At 47.4% G+C, this 18791-nt stretch carries 15 protein-coding genes; 3 read left to right on the forward strand and 12 right to left on the reverse strand.

Going from position 1 to position 18791, the window contains the following annotated elements; genetic code table 11:
- Nucleotides 1-75 precede the first annotated feature (75 nt).
- The 5 genes from ABXR35_RS13460 to ABXR35_RS13480 form a co-directional block, all read right to left on the reverse strand.
- A complete protein-coding gene (locus tag ABXR35_RS13460; protein WP_367060837.1) occupies nucleotides 76-612 on the reverse strand; it encodes an NfeD family membrane protein in 537 nt (178 codons plus the stop codon).
- A 405-nt stretch (nucleotides 613-1017) separates the two neighbouring features.
- On the reverse strand, nucleotides 1018-2184 hold the full coding sequence (locus tag ABXR35_RS13465; RefSeq protein WP_367060840.1) for an iron-containing alcohol dehydrogenase: 1167 nt from the start codon (nucleotides 2182-2184) through the stop codon (nucleotides 1018-1020).
- A 420-nt stretch (nucleotides 2185-2604) separates the two neighbouring features.
- Nucleotides 2605-4215, reverse strand: coding sequence for a UDP-glucose--hexose-1-phosphate uridylyltransferase (locus tag ABXR35_RS13470; protein WP_367060843.1), 1611 nt, complete (start codon nucleotides 4213-4215; stop codon nucleotides 2605-2607).
- Complete coding sequence (galE, locus tag ABXR35_RS13475) at nucleotides 4208-5200, reverse strand: UDP-glucose 4-epimerase GalE (RefSeq protein ID WP_367060846.1); 993 nt, start codon at nucleotides 5198-5200, stop codon at nucleotides 4208-4210. The genes ABXR35_RS13470 and galE overlap by 8 nt, the downstream gene beginning before the upstream one ends.
- A 63-nt stretch (nucleotides 5201-5263) precedes the next feature.
- Entirely contained in the window at nucleotides 5264-6433 is a 1170-nt protein-coding gene (locus ABXR35_RS13480) for a galactokinase (RefSeq protein WP_367060849.1), read from the reverse strand.
- A 239-nt stretch (nucleotides 6434-6672) separates the two neighbouring features.
- Here ABXR35_RS13480 and ABXR35_RS13485 point away from each other — a divergent pair, with 239 nt between their 5' ends.
- Nucleotides 6673-7545, forward strand: coding sequence for an AraC family transcriptional regulator (locus ABXR35_RS13485; RefSeq protein WP_367060852.1), 873 nt, complete (start codon nucleotides 6673-6675; stop codon nucleotides 7543-7545).
- A 27-nt stretch (nucleotides 7546-7572) separates the two neighbouring features.
- On the opposite strand, the gene ABXR35_RS13490 is transcribed toward ABXR35_RS13485, so the two are convergent.
- From ABXR35_RS13490 to ABXR35_RS13515, 6 genes are all read right to left on the reverse strand, one after another.
- Nucleotides 7573-8640, reverse strand: a complete 1068-nt coding sequence (locus tag ABXR35_RS13490) for an ankyrin repeat domain-containing protein (RefSeq protein ID WP_367060855.1) — start codon at nucleotides 8638-8640, stop codon at nucleotides 7573-7575.
- A gap of 336 nt (nucleotides 8641-8976) precedes the next feature.
- Complete coding sequence (mgrA, locus tag ABXR35_RS13495; protein ID WP_367061449.1) at nucleotides 8977-9990, reverse strand: L-glyceraldehyde 3-phosphate reductase; 1014 nt, start codon at nucleotides 9988-9990, stop codon at nucleotides 8977-8979.
- A gap of 132 nt (nucleotides 9991-10122) precedes the next feature.
- Nucleotides 10123-10863: an NAD-dependent protein deacylase gene (locus ABXR35_RS13500; protein ID WP_367060858.1), complete on the reverse strand. Its 741-nt coding sequence runs from the start codon at nucleotides 10861-10863 to the stop codon at nucleotides 10123-10125.
- 251 nt (nucleotides 10864-11114) lie between these two features.
- Nucleotides 11115-11948: an alpha/beta fold hydrolase gene (locus ABXR35_RS13505; protein ID WP_367060861.1), complete on the reverse strand. Its 834-nt coding sequence runs from the start codon at nucleotides 11946-11948 to the stop codon at nucleotides 11115-11117.
- A gap of 407 nt (nucleotides 11949-12355) precedes the next feature.
- Nucleotides 12356-13021 carry a bifunctional 2-keto-4-hydroxyglutarate aldolase/2-keto-3-deoxy-6-phosphogluconate aldolase gene (locus ABXR35_RS13510; RefSeq protein ID WP_367060864.1) on the reverse strand — a complete coding sequence of 222 codons (666 nt, stop codon included), beginning with the start codon at nucleotides 13019-13021 and terminating at the stop codon, nucleotides 12356-12358.
- A gap of 136 nt (nucleotides 13022-13157) precedes the next feature.
- The gene (locus ABXR35_RS13515) at nucleotides 13158-14120 is read right to left on the reverse strand and encodes a sugar kinase (protein WP_367060867.1); all 963 of its coding nucleotides are present in this window, start codon (nucleotides 14118-14120) and stop codon (nucleotides 13158-13160) included.
- A gap of 348 nt (nucleotides 14121-14468) precedes the next feature.
- On the opposite strand from ABXR35_RS13515, the gene ABXR35_RS13520 reads away from it, so the two are divergent.
- Both ABXR35_RS13520 and ilvD read left to right on the forward strand, forming a co-directional pair.
- Complete coding sequence (locus ABXR35_RS13520; RefSeq protein WP_367060870.1) at nucleotides 14469-14717, forward strand: KGG domain-containing protein; 249 nt, start codon at nucleotides 14469-14471, stop codon at nucleotides 14715-14717.
- Nucleotides 14718-15426: 709 nt separating this feature from the next.
- A complete protein-coding gene (ilvD, locus tag ABXR35_RS13525; protein WP_367061452.1) occupies nucleotides 15427-17100 on the forward strand; it encodes a dihydroxy-acid dehydratase in 1674 nt (557 codons plus the stop codon).
- A gap of 254 nt (nucleotides 17101-17354) precedes the next feature.
- Here ilvD and ABXR35_RS13530 read toward each other — a convergent pair whose 3' ends face one another.
- Nucleotides 17355-18785: a polysaccharide deacetylase family protein gene (locus tag ABXR35_RS13530; RefSeq protein ID WP_367060873.1), complete on the reverse strand. Its 1431-nt coding sequence runs from the start codon at nucleotides 18783-18785 to the stop codon at nucleotides 17355-17357.
- Nucleotides 18786-18791 lie beyond the last annotated feature (6 nt).

Genomic DNA, 18791 nt, shown 5'->3' on the forward strand with positions numbered 1-18791 from the left:
CGCATACTTGCCTACTGTACTGACTATCTTGTTCAACCCTTGTGTAGTTTCTTTGTATGAAGATCAGTTTTACTGCTAGCTTGGAGTAGGCATGGAATGTCGTTCAAATTCAGCAACAGCCAGCACGCCCTCTGCTTCCTCGATGATTACGACTCGTGTACCTGCGGCAATCGCACAGCGGTCAAAGCTGGATGCGATATGTACCGTGTTGCCACCTGCGACGATAATCATCACCTCTCCATATCCGATCTCTGGCACAGGGATGGTCACTTCTCCAATCCGTCCGACCATCTCACGAATAGAGTAGCCGGTTGATACTTCACTATGTTCCATCGGTTTGACATAAGCGAAAAAGACAAGCAGTGCACCTGCTACCGCAGCTGCCAACGACCCGGTCAGCACTATGCCGGTTGATAATTCGGTATAGCGATCCAGCAAAATCCCTGCGCCGCCAAATACTGTCACCATACCGGCAAGCACCACTGGCTTGAACAGATCCAGTCCGGGCAGTCCCAATCCACCAAATACATCACCTAGCCAGTCACCAAAGATCAGACTAAATAGTGCATATACGGCACCGATGATGAGACACGTCCAATAGAGCGTTTCCATAACGTTGCCTCCTTTCCGCCTTCCGCCGCTATCCGGTGGAGCCGATATGGATATGTACGAAAAGCATCTGTCTGTTGAAAAGATGTCAGAACAACTAATTTCAAGCATACAATTGCGGCGAATAGCCGCTGGAAATGGCGATATACCTATAATTACGTATCTAACCACCAAAGGTTTCAATTTTTTACAATTATGTTAGTGAAGTGGGGCATGATTTGATGGTGTTGGGGATTTTGTATGATTGTACATACTGTTACTTGTTACGATTTATCGCCACTTATTATGTATAGCGTTGCAATAAAGTGCATCGCTGTTGGCTGTGATCCAGTATGTGTATATTCCACTTGTATATCAGCAAAAAAGCCTGCTTCCTTTTGCAAGGAAACAGGCTAGATATGATATATCTTACAACGACATACGGTAGATTTCGCGTACGTCTTCGGCTTTCAGTTTGGCAAAGTTACCAAACGATGGACCGAATTTGAGTGTTTTCTCGACCATTACATCGATTTGGCTGTCATCAATGTCGTAGTCTGCTAGACGGTTTGGTGCGCCAATAGAGTTCCAGAAATCGCGCAGCGCTTGGATTCCCTCTTCGCCCACCTGTTCATCTGATTTGCCAGCTGGGTCTACGTGGAATACGTTGACTGCCAGTTTGGCAAAACGAGCTGGATTCACGTGCAGGTTATGCTTCATCCAGTTCGGGAACAGGATCGCTAAACCGCCACCGTGTGGAATATCGTATACAGCAGAAACTGCGTGCTCGATATTGTGGGTAGCCCAGTCGCCTGTTACGCCCATGCTCAGTACGCCATTCAGCGCCATAGTACCGGAGTACATAATAGTAGAACGCAGCTCAAAGTTTTCCAGATCGTTTACCAGCTGTGGACCTGCTTCGATCACTGCACGCAGTACGGATTCACAGGAACCGTCCTGTACTTGTGTATTTTCTTCGGGATGGAAATACGTTTCCAGTACGTGAGACATCATATCCACGATTCCATATACCGTTTGGTCTTTTGGCAGGGAATACGTAAATTCAGGGTCCAGAATCGAGAATGCTGGGAAGGAATACGCGCTGCCCCAGCCCAGTTTCTCTTGCGTTTCCGCATTGGTAATAACGGAACCAGAGTTCATTTCGGAACCAGTTGCCGCCATGGTCAGGATAACGCCGAGTGGCAGTGCATCGGTAGCAGCTGCTTTGCGTTCAATGATCTCCCATACATCGCCATCGTATTTGGCGCCGACGATGATCGCTTTGGCACAGTCAATTACACTACCGCCGCCTACTGCCAGTACGAGGTCAATTGCGTTGTTTTTACACAGCTCTACGCCTTTGTGTACGGTGCTCAGACGTGGGTTTGGTTCTACGCCTGCCAGTTCGGTTACGTTCGCACCCGCTTCGTTCAGTTGCGCCAGTACTTGGTCATACAGACCAGAGCGTTTGATGCTACCGCCACCGTAGACGAGCAGTACATTTTTACCGTATTTGGAGATTTCTCTTTGCAGGGTTTGCAGTTGGCCTTTACCAAAGATCAATCGTGTTGGATTATAAAATTCAAAAGATTTCATATCAGAAAATCCTCCTTCGATTCATTACGCAATCATTGCGATAAGTTAGTTACGCTTCTGTAGCCATTTACAATTATATACCTTTGTCAGACAAAAACAAAATTGTCTGGCAATTCTCCGCTTTATGGAATGCTTTCTTTCTATATATACACTGACAGCTATTCCTTCCAACGGTCTCTGTATAATTGTAAACTCGCCATTACATTTCAAACAATTCTATTGTAATAAATGAATGAGTCGTATTCAAATCAACGAAAGAAAGACAGTATGTACTATATTCTTCACAGATGAATCAGATACCAATTGATGCAAGCACAAAAAACCAATCTCTGGTTATGTTGGGGGACCAGAGATTGGTTTTTGCTTATCTTTTGTTGATATACAGCTCATTCATCACAGTGATTTTGTATTCGATATGCATTACGCCTGCACATACCCTACGCTTTGGACAAAGCGACGGAATGCTGCACGTCCAGCATCGTTCTTTTTGTACACACCAGCGTGCTCTAGAATCTGAGCAAATTTGCGACCGACTTCGTCCTGAATCGTTAACGTCGCTTGCTCGTGCGACAGCTCGTTACCATATTGCTCTACCATCTGTTCTACCCACGGCAAATGCAGATGCAGATGCAGCGCATGATCTGGTTGACTGCGCATCATTTCCAGCAGTGCCACATCGCCGGACAGAATGGAGCCAATATGATCCAATTCTTCTTTTAAACGACCCGGTAGAATCGCCAGACCCATCACTTCGATCAAGCCAATATTCTCGCGCTTGATATGGTGCATCTCTGGATGCGGATGGAATATACCATCTGGGTACTGCTCACTGGTACGATTATTGCGCAGCACCAGATCCATCTCGTACTGCTCGCCACGGCGGCGGACAATCGGCGTTACGGTATTGTGACGTACCGGCTTGCCATCTTGATCCGGTGTAGACGACACAATGTCGACTTCGGCATCGCTATACACTTTCCATGCTTCATAAATCTCATCCGCTGCATCCAGCAGCAGACTGTCATTATACGCACGCAGACGAATGACGGACATTGGCCAGTTAACCAGTTCCAGCGTAATGTCTTCGCGACGAGTATGACGATATACTTCCTCCACCGCTGCCTTTTCAATCGGGAAGGTATGACGTCCACCTTGGAAATGATCATGCGTCAGGATGGAGCCGCCCACGATTGGCAGATCGGCATTGGAGCCGAGGAAATAATGTGGGAATTCCTCGACAAAATCAAGTAAACGACGGAACGTTTGGCGAGTCAATTGCATCGGTACATGATCATGATGGAATACGATACAGTGCTCGTTATAGTATACATACGGTGAATATTGCAGGAACCATGCTTCTCCACTCAACATGAGTGGAACGACCCGCAGATTCTGACGTGCTGGGTGATTGATTCGTCCAGCATAGCCCACATTTTCGCGGCACAGCTGGCATTTTGGATAGGAAGGTGGCGGCAATAGTTTCGCTTGCGCGATCTCTGCCGACGACTTCTCTGGTTTGGACAGATTGATCGTCATCTCCATATCGCCATAATCGGTTGGCTGTTTCCAATAGACGTTCTTGGCAACACGATCCATACGGATATAGTTGGAATGAATCGACAATTGATAAAATTGATCGGTTGCTGCTTCGATGCCTTCGCGATCCAAAGTATCAAAGAAATCGGATGTCACTTCGGATGGGCGCGCCATCAGCATGCCCATAATCTCCGCATCCATCAGGTCGCGGTACGTATCGGTATTTTCCTTAAGCATGCCAATCGTGAAGGCGTAGTCAATGAGCGTATCAATCAATAGTTGCGGTTCGGCTGCGGCTTCGCCCTGATCAATGCTTGCCAGCAATGGAACATTGGAATCGTAAGGTTCGTCAAAACGGAATTTGCTCAGCAGCAGATTGCGAGCGTAATCCAAATCCGCCAGCTTAATCAGCTGTTTATCAAAGGCGAATTTGACCAATTCGTCAATCGCTAGTAGAGCACTATTTTGTTCTGGAGTACGTTCGGTATTATTCATGATCACCATATCCCTGTGGTTTGGATTCGTGCCATTGCCATGCGCTGGCGATAATGTCTTCCAGACGGTCGCGAGTTGGAGTCCAGCCGAGCACGGAGCGTGCTTTGGCAGAAGATGCTACCAGCACTGCTGGGTCGCCGCTGCGACGCGGCTCGATAACAACCGGAATATCGCGTCCAGTCACTTGTTTGGCAGTCTCGATGACTTGTTTAACCGAGAAACCGTTACCGCTACCGAGATTGAATACGTTGCTCTCTCCCCCGCCTGCCAAATATTCCACTGCTTTCACATGGGCATCCGCCAGATCGCTAACATGAACGTAATCGCGTACGCAGGAACCATCCTCAGTCGGATAATCGTCGCCAAATACGGAGATGTGTGGACGCTGACCTAGTGCTGTTTGCAGCACGAGTGGTACGAGATGAGATTCTGGACGATGATCTTCGCCGATTTTGCCGCTGGCGTGTGCACCGGCTGCGTTAAAGTAGCGTAGAGCGACGTAGCGGATACTGTGTACTTTATCGAACCAAGACATCATGCGTTCCATAACCAGCTTCGTTTCGCCGTACACATTGGCAGGTTCGGTACGGTCACTTTCCTCAATCGGCACTTTGTCCGGCTCGCCATAGGTTGCTGCGGTCGAGGAGAAGACAATATTGCTCACGCCTGCTTTTTGCATTTCTTCCAACAGGCACATAGCGCCATAGACGTTGTTGTCATAATATTTGGATGGATTCTGCATACTTTCACCGACGAGTGAGCTAGCGGCGAAGTGGATAACAGCAGTAATGTTATTTTCGCTAAAAATCGTTGCCAGCAGTTCTTTATCGCGCAGATCGCCTTCATATAGCTTACCGCCCAGTAAAGCTTCGCGATGCCCCGTCAAGAAGTTGTCGATGATAACGACCTCTTCGCCACGCTCCAACAATTCTGCCACTGTATGTGATCCGATATATCCTGCTCCACCTGTTACCAAAATAGCCATTTGTAATTCCTCCTGATTCTTTATTTTGAGGTACATTTTATTTTGAGTGATACGAATATATTGTTAGTTCCATTCTGTGACGCCGTCGCCTGCGGAGCAAACGTAGAAGTCTGCTTTTAGACCGGTACGTTGTTCGTACGATTTGCCGACCTCTTGTAGGAACAGCTCCACTTGATCTTGATGAACCAGCGAAACGGTACATCCACCAAATCCAGCCCCCGTCATGCGTGAACCGATGGTGCCAGCGATTAGACGAGCTTCCTCCACCATCACATCCAGCTCCTCGCAGCTCACTTCGTACAGATCGCGCAGTGATTCATGCGACTCGTTCATCAGCTGTCCGAAGCGTTGTAGATTATCCTGCTGTAGTGCTTCCACCGAGGATAGCACGCGGGCATTCTCCTCAATGACATGACGCGCGCGATTGCGGACAATCTTATCTTGAATCTGTTCTTCCAGCACATGGTACTGCTCTGGTGTCAGCTGTGCGAGATAATTCAGCTGCTCTACATGTGGCTGCAAAGCGGTCAATGCGGCTTCACATTGCGAGCGACGTTCATTGTATTTGGAATCGACCAGCCCACGGCGCTTGTTCGTATTACCGATAACGATGCGATAATCGCCAGTGTTGAACGGCACATGCTTGTATTCCAGCGTATCGCACATGAGCAGAATCGCATGATCCTTCAAGCCGTTGGCGACAGCAAACTGATCCATAATGCCGCAGTTCACGCCGACAAACTCATTCTCTGCACGCTGCGAAAGGACAGCGATTTCGACAGTGTCAATGTGACCTTTTTCCATTGTCAGTAGTGCGTAAGCGGTAACGACTTCAATGGAAGCTGAGGACGAAAGACCCGATCCATTCGGGATGTTACCGAAGAACAGTAGATCATACCCGCTGCGGACTGGCGTTCCTTTTTCCTGCAAAACAGCGAGGATACCCAGCGGGTAGTCCATCCATTGTTTTGTTCTACCAAATCCAATCTCCGGTAAAGCGAATTCGCCTTCCTGATCTGGAAAGTTGATCGAAGCCAGCCGAATGATGTTATCGTTATTGGTACGAATTGCCAGTGCTGTACCGAATTCCAACGCTGCTGGAAGTACATAGCCGCCGTTATAATCAATATGTTCGCCAATCAGGTTGACGCGCCCCGGTGCGTGGAAGACATGAATCTCACCGTTCACTCCGTATTTATCTGTAAATGCCTGTTTCATCTGTTCCTGATTCATCGGTTAATTCCACCTTATTCCATAAAGTCGGTTTGCTGTCAGCCCTGCGCTGTTATGATCTTAGTATAGCCTGAAAGCGTTATAAAGCGTAATGAACAGATGTGTGGTTTATATGGATAAATGTGACTTCGAGATTGTATAATTATACTGTACAAATATGACGCGTGTATGAACAATAGATAAAGCGAGTATTAATTTTATAGCCTGCGCATTCTAGGACACACAGGGGGTAATGGTTAATGTCCGATAAAACGTATCAAGTAGCACCCAATCCCATTTTCCATGATCAGGGCATGCTGTACGTACTGTTCACAGGCGAAAGTCAGACCCCGCCGTCACATCGACTTGGACCGAAGATTTACGATTATTATCTGTATCATTATGTCGCTGCCGGACGTGGGCAATTTATTACGGAAGATCATACGTATACCCTGCGTGCAGGGGATTCGTTTCTGATTCATCCGGGTCAGCTGGTCAGCTATGTATCGGATCGACAGCAGCCGTGGCATTATCATTGGGTTGCTTTTGCTGGTCAACAGGCGGATGAATTGGTCAAGCAGGCAGGCTTCCGTGCCAGCTTACCTGTTGCACGAACCGCTACCTCCAATGATCAGAATGGCAGCAGCATCCGTCAATATTTGCAGCAGATGCTGCAAGCCTTTTACACGCAAAAGGAAAGCTCCGATCTGGCTTCGCTCGGCTATCTGCATCTGATTATGGCGGAAGCGGGCGAGCTGCTGACACGCGAAGCGGCATTGCCCGGCGCAGAATCCATTACACGGCGTACGGTCAAGCAAATGATTCACTATATGTCTAGTCAGTATGCGCATCCGGTCTCGATTGAAGATATGTGCAGCAGCATCGGCTACAACAGGGCGTATCTTTCGCGTATTTTCAAAAAGGAAACGGGAATGACACCTGTGACCTATCTGCTCAAGCTGCGGATCGATAAGGCGCGTCAACTGCTGCGCGAACGACCGGAGCTATCCACCCAGCAGATCGCCGCATCGGTTGGGCTAACAGATGCGCTGTACTTTTCCAAGCAATTCCGACGCTTCTACGAAGTGTCGCCTAGCCAATATCGTGCCTCGATTCATCCGCCGGAAAGGTAGGAATCGGCTCGAGAAGGGTATCATGATTCAGAACAAATCTTCCAGACTGCGCAATGGATTCTGCTTGAATTCTTTCCAGCTTGCCAGTGGCTCTAAGGTCAGATGTTCTTCATCATAGCAGCTGATTTTGCGTGAACTGGCGTGCCAGACGATATGCAAATGACTGTAATTGTCCACGACGGATGACAAACGAAGCAATTTGGTGCGACCCATTTTGAATTCAATCGTGTCCATCAGCTGGAAAAATTGAATATAACGTATACCATAGTCATCGTGATCTGGAAATTCCATTCGCTGCGGCTTCTCTTCCAGCCATTGCTGCAAATCGGCAGGTAGCTTGTATGGAATCAACGCATGGTACTTATTGCTTTTATCATGAAATTCAGGTGGTTCTAGTTGCTTGATTCGCTCTGCCAGTTCATGATGACCTGCGGTTAGCGCAATCGTATACGCACGTTCGCCGTCCTTTTCGGTAATCGTGACATCTGCTCCGTGATCCAGTAAATAATGAGCCATTTTGGCATCGCCTTTACGAACAGCGACTGTTAGTGGTGTTGCTTGATACGGATAGACTTGATCCGCTTCATTGTAATTCATGTCTACACCCTGCTGTAGCAAATACTCTACGATTTTCATATTGTGATCTTGAACGGCGGTGCGCAGTGTTTTCCCCGCATGCTTCACAATGTCCAGACCCAGCTCCTGCAATAGTGGAATATGCTTACCGCCACCGTAGTATGCCTGCTGATAGGCACCCGATTTGAGATGATTGTACAGATCGAGCTTTGCGCCGGACTGATGCAAATAACGAATATCCTGTTCACTAGCATACCGGACGGCTTTGAGTATAGAGGGGTTATTGGGCGCATTTAGTTCCGCTCCACGTTCTACTAACAAACGGATTATGTCGCTTTGTTCAAGAATAATTGCCAGATTGAGTGGTGTTAGTGACGAGTATGTACTGAGTGGAATCGGAGCATTCATATCATGTCCATTGTCCAATAATGTCTGTAACTGCTGTATCTGTCCTTCATAAATAGCAAGTGCCAATTCAGGCAAATGCTCGTAATTGCCTTGATCCTTGATGTGATACATGAATATCCTACTCCTTTGCAGCTTATGTATGATGTTGAGTGATATGAAGTGATGGTAAATCATGTGAGCAATGGATACCGAATGAATGTGTCACCTATGGAATACCTACTCTTTATTCTCTGCTCTGCATGTAAAAATTGCAACTGAACAGGTACTTCGCCCTTAGCTAGATTCAGACTATCGGAACCAAAACACTCATACAATCACAGTCAATATACTCAATCAACAACAATGGCATACTGATACAAACGCAAAAAAGACTCCACCTTAATAGGCGGAGCCTTTTCATATCTATTATACTGATCCTTCTACTTCATGATGCCGAACCTTCACTGCTTACTGCTCGTGATGCTCGCCGCCAGTTTTGAGGATCGTTTCAATGCGTTGCAATTCCTCATCCGAGAAGTCCAGATGATCTAGCGCTTTGATATTTTCTTCGATTTGCGAGACGCGGCTTGCGCCGATTAGGGCGGAGGTTACTTTGCCGCCGCGGAGTACCCATGCCAGTGACATTTGCGCTAGACTTTGTCCACGCGCTGCCGCTACTTGATTGAGTGCGGTCACTTTGCGAATCGTCTGCGGGGTAATCTGATCTTTGCCTAGAAATACCGAAGAACCCGCAGCACGTGAATCGGATGGTACACCGTTCAAATATTTGCTGGTCAGTACGCCTTGTTCCAACGGACAGAAAGCGATACTGCCTGCACCAGCAGCTTCCAGTTCATCCTGCAATCCGTTCTCAATCCAACGATCCAGCAAGGAATAACGTGGCTGATGAATGGTCAACGGCGTACCCAGCTGCTTGAGAATGCTAACTGCTTCGCGCGTTTGTTCCGCAGAATAGCTGGAAATGCCCACATACAGCGCTTTACCAGAACGTACGATATGATCCAGCGCCATCATCGTTTCTTCCAGCGGGGTGTCCGGGTCGAATCGATGAGAGTAGAAAATATCAACATAATCTAGCCCCATCCGCTTCAAACTCTGATCCAGACTGGAAATCAGATTTTTGCGGGAACCCCACTCGCCGTACGGTCCCGGCCACATATAATACCCTGCTTTGGTGGAGATAACGAGTTCATCACGATACGGTGCCAGATCCTGCTTGAGCACCTGACCGAATGTTTCTTCTGCCGATCCTGGCGGCGGACCATAGTTGTTCGCCAAATCGAAATGAGTGATACCCAGATCAAACGAACGGGTCAGCATCTCACGTGAATTGGACAGTGTGTTAATACCGCCAAAGTTATGCCATAAACCGAGCGAAATCGCTGGTAGTTTCAGTCCTGACCGTCCAAGACGGTTATATTTCATGTTGTCATAACGCTGTTCTGAAGCTACATAGACCACAATCATCCCAACCCTTCTGTTGAATAAAGTCGTTGCCTTGCATATCCTCACAAATCATAACGGAAGCGTTATCAATATGCAATCCTATTTCCACCGCTGTTGTATCGGCTCATTGTTTGACGTTGTGGGTTGCTATGAACAGCGCTTCTGCCGGATTTGTTCCAGTACATTTCCCATCGACTCGGTAATGATCAGATCGGCATGACGATCATGCGAGGTCGCCGATGCATTCAGTAATACGGTATGATTTCCCCGGAAATAAGTCACGAAGCCTGCTGCTGGATATACGGTCAGCGAGGTTCCGCCGATGATTAGCAAATCCGCCTGCGCAATCGCTGCTACGGCTTGGCTAATCACATCAGAATCCAGCGATTCACCGTATAACACTACATCTGGACGAATGATGCCATGATCGAGCGGGCAACGCGGTACGCCTTCCTGCGCCAGTACATCGTCTAACGTATAGCCTCTGCCGCATGTCGTACAGGAATTGCGGTATACGGAGCCATGCAGCTCTAGCACATTGCGACTGCCTGCCTTCTGATGCAAGCCGTCAATATTTTGCGTAATGACTGCACTGAGCTTGCCTTCCTGCTCCAATTCTGCCAGTAGATGATGCACCGGATTAGGTGGCGCATCTGGATGCAGCAGCTTTCCTCGATAAAAGTCAAAAAACAACTCTGGCTCCCGATCAAAAAATGGACGGCTCAGCATCTCTTCCGGTGAATATCCGCGCTGCCCATTTTCCTGATACAGTCCAGTCGCTGAACGAAAGTCAGGTATACCGCTCTCTGTTGATGTCCCTGCACCGCCGAAAAAGACGATACGCTCCGATTCCTCGATCCATTGTGCCAGCTGATCGATTTTATCCATATCATTTCCCTCCTGCTCCTATTATCTTGTATACAGTGTACCATTGCTGCAGTCTGAAATGTACGTTCTTGCTTCATATGGCTATAATTGCTCCATGTGGCTATAGATCGAAATGTAATTTCTTTTCACTATATTTACAATACAAAAACAACGTTCCTGTCCATCGTATGGATGATAGGGAACGCTGCTTATGATGTCGATTGGAGATGGATTTTGTTCAGATCGGAATATCCATTATGATGAATTGGAACCTATTTTGAAGATGTTTTGTCCTTTGCTGCTTCAATATCCTGCATCCAGCTGAGCAAGGCACTTGCAGTCTGTTTGAGTTGTTCATCTGCTGTAATTTGAGCAAATCCGTCTCCCTTTTGCTCCCCATAGCTACCAAATTGAGCATGGTTACCAGCTGGAATGTCGTAGTATATCGCGGTTGCTGGCAACATTTCACGAGCAGCCTGATATTTGCTCATATCAAGTACTTTATCGCTGGATGCCGTAATCGATATCACTGGCAAACCACTGTTCCCTAGGCTACCCTTTTCATCTGGATACGAAGCCAAGAAAAACACACCCGAGATGCGATCCACATGGCTGGCTGCATAACGTGAAGCGAATACGCCACCTAGTGAATGACCACCGATAATGAAGGTCTGATTGGGATTGCTATCCACTACAGCCTGCGCCGCATCAGGCTTGAAGAAGGCGAAGTTGAACGGCATTTTCATAATATAAACGGAATGTCCACTATTAGCCAAACGTTGTGCCAATAGACTATATGCTTCTGGCTTCACACGTGCGCCCGGGTAGAAAATAATGCTGTCTCCTGTAGGCTTGGCTGCGGCGAACTCGATCCAGTCATCCGACTGTTTCACGGTCACACCTTTGTCTGTGGCATTGAGGGCTTGCTGTGCTTGTGTTGTCGGTTGATATGGAGTGAATACATACCATGCGGCTGCGCCACATGCGATAACGAGTACAATCAATACAGCCAGCAAAATTTTGCCGATGGTACGAATACGACTGCCACCCCGTCTTCCACTGTTATACCCTCCGAGATAATTGTTACGCTTGCGTCTAAACATCATGCTCTCCTTCCATTGCTGTTTCCTCAGAACGACCGCATATTCATCTTCCTGTAAATAGAAAATCGTCGCTAGACCGCCTGCTATCCATACTCCTGTTCAACGCATACGTTGCGTTCCCATGGACAGTGAAACCTCATTGTAAAAATGGCTGCTGCATTCGCGTACCTTCGCTGATCTACAGCTCTGTGCGATGCAAAACAGCCTGTCTCCCTGGCAGGACAACAGGCTGCTCGTATGTGTAGTATACCACTTTCGATATATACGAAGAAACTTTGCGTTAGAAAATCATCATTTTCGAGCTGGATCGTGTTGTGTCACGATCATGTAGCTCATCCTTTTATCAAGAAACAATAGCTACCGACAGATAGCTCATTTTGCTATGTTACACTGTGCAACATTTTGGCATATTAGCCTTGCTTGGCTTCGCGATATACTTTCATATATTGCTCGGCTTTCTGACGCACGAGACTGAGATCGCCTGATTTGAGCGCATCAGTTGTCAAATCGGAACCAATCCCCACAGCAACAGCGCCGCCTTTGATCCATTCGCCCAGATTGTCCAGCGATACGCCACCAGTTGGCATAAAGTTCGCTTGCGGCATAGGACCCTTCAGCGTTTTGATAATGGATGGCTGATACAGATTGCCTGGGAATAGCTTCACAATATCTACGCCCAGCTCTAGCGCATGCTGTACGCCCTCTAATGTCGTTACGCCCGGCAGGACGGGAATGCGGTACAGGTTACAGATTTTCACGGTTTCGGGATTGAGCGATGGACCAACTACAAATTCTGCTCCTGCCAAGATAGCTGCGCGTGCCGTTTGTGGCTCAAGTACCGTTCCTGCACCAATAATCGCAAAGTTGTCGGCAGTTTGTGATTTCCAGCTATAGATACGGCTTAATTTCTCAATCGCTTGCAATGCGCCTGGTACGGTTAGCGTTACTTCGATCACCTTGATGCCGCCAGCGATGGCTTGCTCTGCCATTTTGAATACTTGATCGGCGGAATCGCCGCGTAGTACAGCGACCACTCCACTATCAATGATTTTTTGTAGGATTTGCAGTTTTTTCATGGTTATACTCCCTTGATCAATTAGAATTTTTTTACAATATTCACGTGAACAAAATTGGAGAAAACAGAATGAGTTGGATTCCTGTAAAGTGGGTGAAGTTACACTTCGCACACTTTTGACGCTTGCTATGCACTTATTAACGCTCGATATGCACTTTGTTATCTAGCTTCGCTTCTACTTGAGCGCGTGTTGGCAGTGCTTCCCAATCGCCAACAGCCTGAATAACCATCGAGCCGTTCAGATTGCCCAGTCGCACCGCTTCTTCATTAGAATAGCCGCGCAGCAATCCAGTAATGAATCCAGCGCAAAATCCATCCCCCGCACCGACGGTGTCCAGCACTTGCTCCGCCTTGAAATACGGCACTTCCAGCGTACGCTCCGGTTCCACTACATAAGTCAGATCAGGTCCACCTTTGACGATACTGACTGCCTTCAACTGACGCAAACGGTCAAAAATCTGCTGCTGATCATCGGTCTCATATAACAGCGCCAATTCATCCAGCCCTGGCAAAAAGTAATCACAGCGCTCTGCCAATCCGAGCAGTACCGGGCGTGCTTCCTCCAGCGTCCACAGCTTCAGACGCAAATTCGGATCAAAGCAGACCGTTACGCCTGCGGCACTGGCAATATCCATCGCACGTCGCACGGTATCTAGCCCTGAACGACTAATCGCTGCCGTAATCCCAGTCACATGCAAAACACGCGCTCCCGCAATATACTGTTCATCCAGATGCTCCGGCTTCATATTGCTCGCTGCCGATAAACGACGATAATAATGCACCGATGCTTTGCCTGATACATTTTCACGCAGCATCAGACCCGTTGGCTCACCATCTGCCAATTGCGAACGCGATACATCTACCCCTTCGCCGCGAATTGCTTTTTGAATCATCACACCGAGCGGATCATTACCAAGTCGTCCGCACCAGCCGACCGTATGACCCAATCGGGCAATACCAATTGCCAGATTGCTCTCTGCTCCGCCAAATGATTTGCGCAGCTGGGCTGCATATTCCAGACCGCGTGAATCCTCGGCTGTTAGCAACCCCATGGATTCTCCAAAGGTTACAACTTCTGGATATCCCGTCTGATTGTTCATGTTTTACCCTCCCGATTCAGGCATTTGCGGTACAAGCATATGTAACAGTTACACTGTATATTTTCGCAACCGCTTTCTTTATTGTCAATCATACGAATGGATCGCACTCCTTCTAATGTAAATGAAACCATTTTTCTTGGTTGTGAATTCAGTCACAACAATTGTATCATCCTGTTTTCATATGAAAATAAGTGCTGAAAAACACCAAAATTATATGTTTAAACAAATGCCAGGTGGATAAATTAGGTAATTTTCGTTTCAGTCGATAATCATCGGGTAATTAATGAGCAACTACAAATAGTTGGTAACACGTTTCATGTTTATTAATCTGACAGGAGTGATATTGTTATGGCAAACAACAAGAGCAATGGCAAAATGACCCGCGAGGAAGCCGGGCGTATGGGCGGTCAAGCCACATCCCGTAAACATAGCAAAGAATTCTACCAGCAGATCGGTAAAAAAGGTGGTCAAGCCACTTCTCGTAACCACGACAAAGAATTCTATCAAGAGATTGGACGCAAAGGCGGCGAAGCGACATCGGAAACGCATGATCGCGACTTTTATAAAGAAATTGGACGTAAGGGCGGAAGCAAGTAATGAATGTCGGTATAAAGCCGACTTACTTGCATGCAGATAACCTAGGTGACATTACAAGCGTATTGAGCAATTAGCAAATGCAGTCGGTCAAACGCACCGATGCAGGTCACTCATCGGAAGGCATATCGCCTGTTTTGCAACGCCAACGTCACACCGAATTGTAATCAGGTGTGACGCTGGCGTTGTTTATATTATGGAAATATTATGAAGATCTACTGCAATTCCTTATAACTTCACATCAGCTTACTAAGCGAATGGAACAGCCCTCTTTTCATGAAACATATACCGGATCATTCGCTCATGATCTCTGGACCATTTTCCACCTTATGTAAATACAGGTAAATACATACTACGATAACCAAATTGCTAGGCAGACCACTTTGTGCTATGTACAAAAAAGGTCTGCTTTTTTGTATTCTTTTTCTCCGTAAATTACATAATATAAGCTGGCAAAAAGCTAACACATATGATAGACTCTATTAAAAACTTTTGTGTAATATCCGCTTAATTGCGCTTGCTTTGCACATATTGGTCCGTATGGGTTCATGTCATTATTGTATGTTTTCATTCTTTCCGTATGTTCATATGCTATATTATGCATTGCTTTTTCAGCTTCTGACTTTGCCATTCAACCGCGCTAAAGTAAAGAAGTTACTATTATATATCTTGGGGGGAAACCGACACCATGGCAGCTAACACAAAACAGAAAATGCGTTCGGACATGATCAAAAAAGGATTCGATCGCGCACCGCACCGCAGTCTGCTCCGTGCAGCAGGCGTAAAGGAAGAAGATTTTGGCAAGCCGTTTATCGCTGTATGTAATTCCTACATCGACATCGTTCCGGGTCATGTGCATCTGCAGGAGTTCGGTAAAATTGTTAAAGAAGCCATCCGCGAAGCAGGCGGCGTACCATTTGAATTCAATACAATTGGCGTGGACGACGGCATCGCTATGGGACATATCGGTATGCGTTATTCCCTGCCAAGTCGCGAGATCATTGCGGATTCTCTGGAAACCGTTGTATCCGCGCACTGGTTCGACGGTATGGTCTGCATCCCGAACTGTGACAAAATCACACCGGGTATGATGATGGGCGCTCTGCGCGTAAACATCCCGACTGTATTTGTCAGCGGTGGTCCGATGAAAGCCGGTAAAGACAGCACAGGTCGTTCGATCTCTCTGACTTCTGTATTTGAAGGCGTTGGTGCTTATCAAGCGGGTAAAATCGATGATAAGAGCTTGCTGGAACTTGAACAATTTGGTTGTCCAACTTGTGGATCATGTTCCGGTATGTTTACGGCTAACTCCATGAACTGTCTGGCTGAAGCACTCGGTCTGGCACTGCCAGGTAACGGCACCATTCTGGCTGTATCGCCAGAGCGTCGTGACTTTGTTAGACAATCCGCCACCCAACTGATGGAACTGATCAAGCTGGATCTGAAACCACGCGATATCGTAACTGAAAAAGCAATCGACAATGCGTTTGCACTGGATATGGCTATGGGCGGTTCTACCAATACCGTTCTGCATACACTGGCACTGGCACACGAAGCAGAGATCAATTATCCGATCGAACGCATCAACGAAGTTGCCAACCGTGTACCGCATCTGGCAAAACTGGCTCCTGCTTCCGACTGGCATATCGAGGATGTGCATCTGGCAGGTGGCGTAAGCGCCGTGTTGAACGAGCTACTGAAAAAGCCAGGCGCTCTGCATGATGACTGTATTACCGTAACCGGTAAAACACTTCGCGAAAACGTAGAGGGTCAAGAAATCCAGAACCATGAAGTTATTCATGCACTGGAAAATCCACACTCCGAACGCGGTGGTCTGGCTGTCCTGTTCGGTAACCTTGCTCCTGAAGGCTCGATCATCAAAGTCGGTGCGGTTGACGCTTCGGTTGGTGGCTACCACAAAGGTCCTGCTATCTGCTTCGACTCTCAAGATGATGCGCTGTACGGCATCGCTAATGGTCACGTCAAAGAAGGTCATGTTGTCGTGATCCGTTATGAAGGTCCAAAAGGCGGACCGGGTATGCCGGAAATGCTGGCTCCAACCTCGCAAATCGTTGGTATGGGTCTTGGCGCCAAAGTCGGTCTGCTGACAGACGGTCGTTTCTCCGGTGCATCTCGCGGGATCAGTATCGGTCACGTATCCCCAGAAGCAGCAGAAGGCGGTCCAATCGCTTTCGTACACGATGGCGACATCATCGAGCTTGATTTGAACGAGCGCAAAATCACGCTGCATGTTAGCGACGAGGAATTGGAAGAGCGTCGTAAAAACGAATGGAAAGAGTTCGAGCCAAAAGTAAAAACTGGCTACCTCGCCCGTTATTCCAAACTCGTAACCAACGCCAGCATGGGCGGTATCATGAAAATCTAATCTTCCTGCGCGGAAGAATGGATATATAGACTCTGAGTGTGTAGGGTAATCACTAGATCATATGAGTACCATGCAATCACAAAATGAATAGTAGGTCAGATTCATACTCATGAAAATGACCTAACTATGCAGAATAAAAGCCCGCCTACCGTATAGATTTCATATGGTAGGCGGGCTTTTTTATACGAAAATGAATCGTCAAAAATGGTAAGGCTCTTGCTCTTGCGTTCTTACCCTTGCACTTTTGCTAGTGTCTATCCATTATGGGCATTTGCCGCAGCAACTACCGCACTATCTGACACCAATACAACTTCTGTTTCAGGGATCGGAGGTACAGGTACAGCATATCGTTTCAGAAACGCATCAGTCGAGCATAGCATGATCTTCGGCACTAACTGGCTGGACTGTTCTTTTAGTCGTAGACTCCCAGATGGATGAATTACCGCTAATAGCAGTTTGAGATACAACCGTGTACTCCACGCAAACCAACCGGATGGCAGATCATGAATGGTAAAGCCGAATTTTTCCGGTCCCCGATGAATCATGCTCACTCCGTACAGTGCTTTAGCATGTTGCAGCTCTGGCTGTTCCTGAATGCACGTAGCAAGTTGTGGAAAATCCTTTTTCGCTGACTGGATGAGCAGAATTGCTAGCTGCATCATCGAACGCGAACGAGACGTTACTTGCAGCAACTGTTGGTTATCCAAATGTAATTCGATAATCAGATCACCTTTATTCAGCATCGTGCCATTATCCAGCTTCAGCGGCTTACCTTGATATGCACGCAGTCGGTAATGAAATATGCTATTCGGATGAGAATGCTGAAGCTGAAACACCCAACGAAACAGCTGTTCCCAGCGCAGCCATAGGCGAATCAGCAGTCGCTTGAATGGAGAAATCAGCGTACCTAGCGGTGCTATACGCTGTCTGGCTGTGTCATTGTTTGGAACTTGTGTCTGATTACGCATCTGTCTGGACATATAGGTGCTGCCCTCCATCAGTTCTCCAATGGTGACCGATTGTAAACCGCGCTGCTGTGCTTCCTGTAACACGACTTCCAATGCTGCTAGCATCTCGGCAGGTGCATTGCGATCAGCACCCCATGTGTTGCCACAATCGTGTAGCAGCATGATCTCACCACCGCGTAGCTTGCGCAGCATACGAGCTGCCAGCCGCTGCCGACCGACGCGCTTACGCCAGTCACCAAATAGCGAAGACCAGAGTACAATATCGTACTGACTTTTTTTGGACAAATCGTATTGGTTCACAATGCCCCATGGCGGACGGTAATAGATCGGACGCGTGCCAGTGATTTGATGAATCACCTTTTGCGTCATATCTATTTGCCGCCGTACTGCTGCTGGTGACATCAGCCAGTTGGCTTTATGAATATAGTTATGAATGCCGATCTGATGCCCTTCGTCATGAATCCGGCGCAATACATCTGGATGCTGCTCGGCATGTCGACCAACTACAAAAAATGTCGCGCGTGCGTTGTATTGTTTTAGTATATCGAGCAATAACGGCGTATACATGGGATCGGGACCATCGTCGAATGTAAGTGCAAATTGGGTATCACTATTGCCCCGACGAAATACTCGATACCCGAACAGCCGACTCACCAGACCGGGAATAAATGCGTAAAACGAACCTATGTAAAGCAGCCACAAAAATAATTGTTCCATAACTAG

It is taken from the genome of Paenibacillus sp. JQZ6Y-1, from assembly GCF_040719145.1.
Lineage (GTDB): Bacteria > Bacillota > Bacilli > Paenibacillales > Paenibacillaceae > Saccharibacillus > Saccharibacillus kandeliae.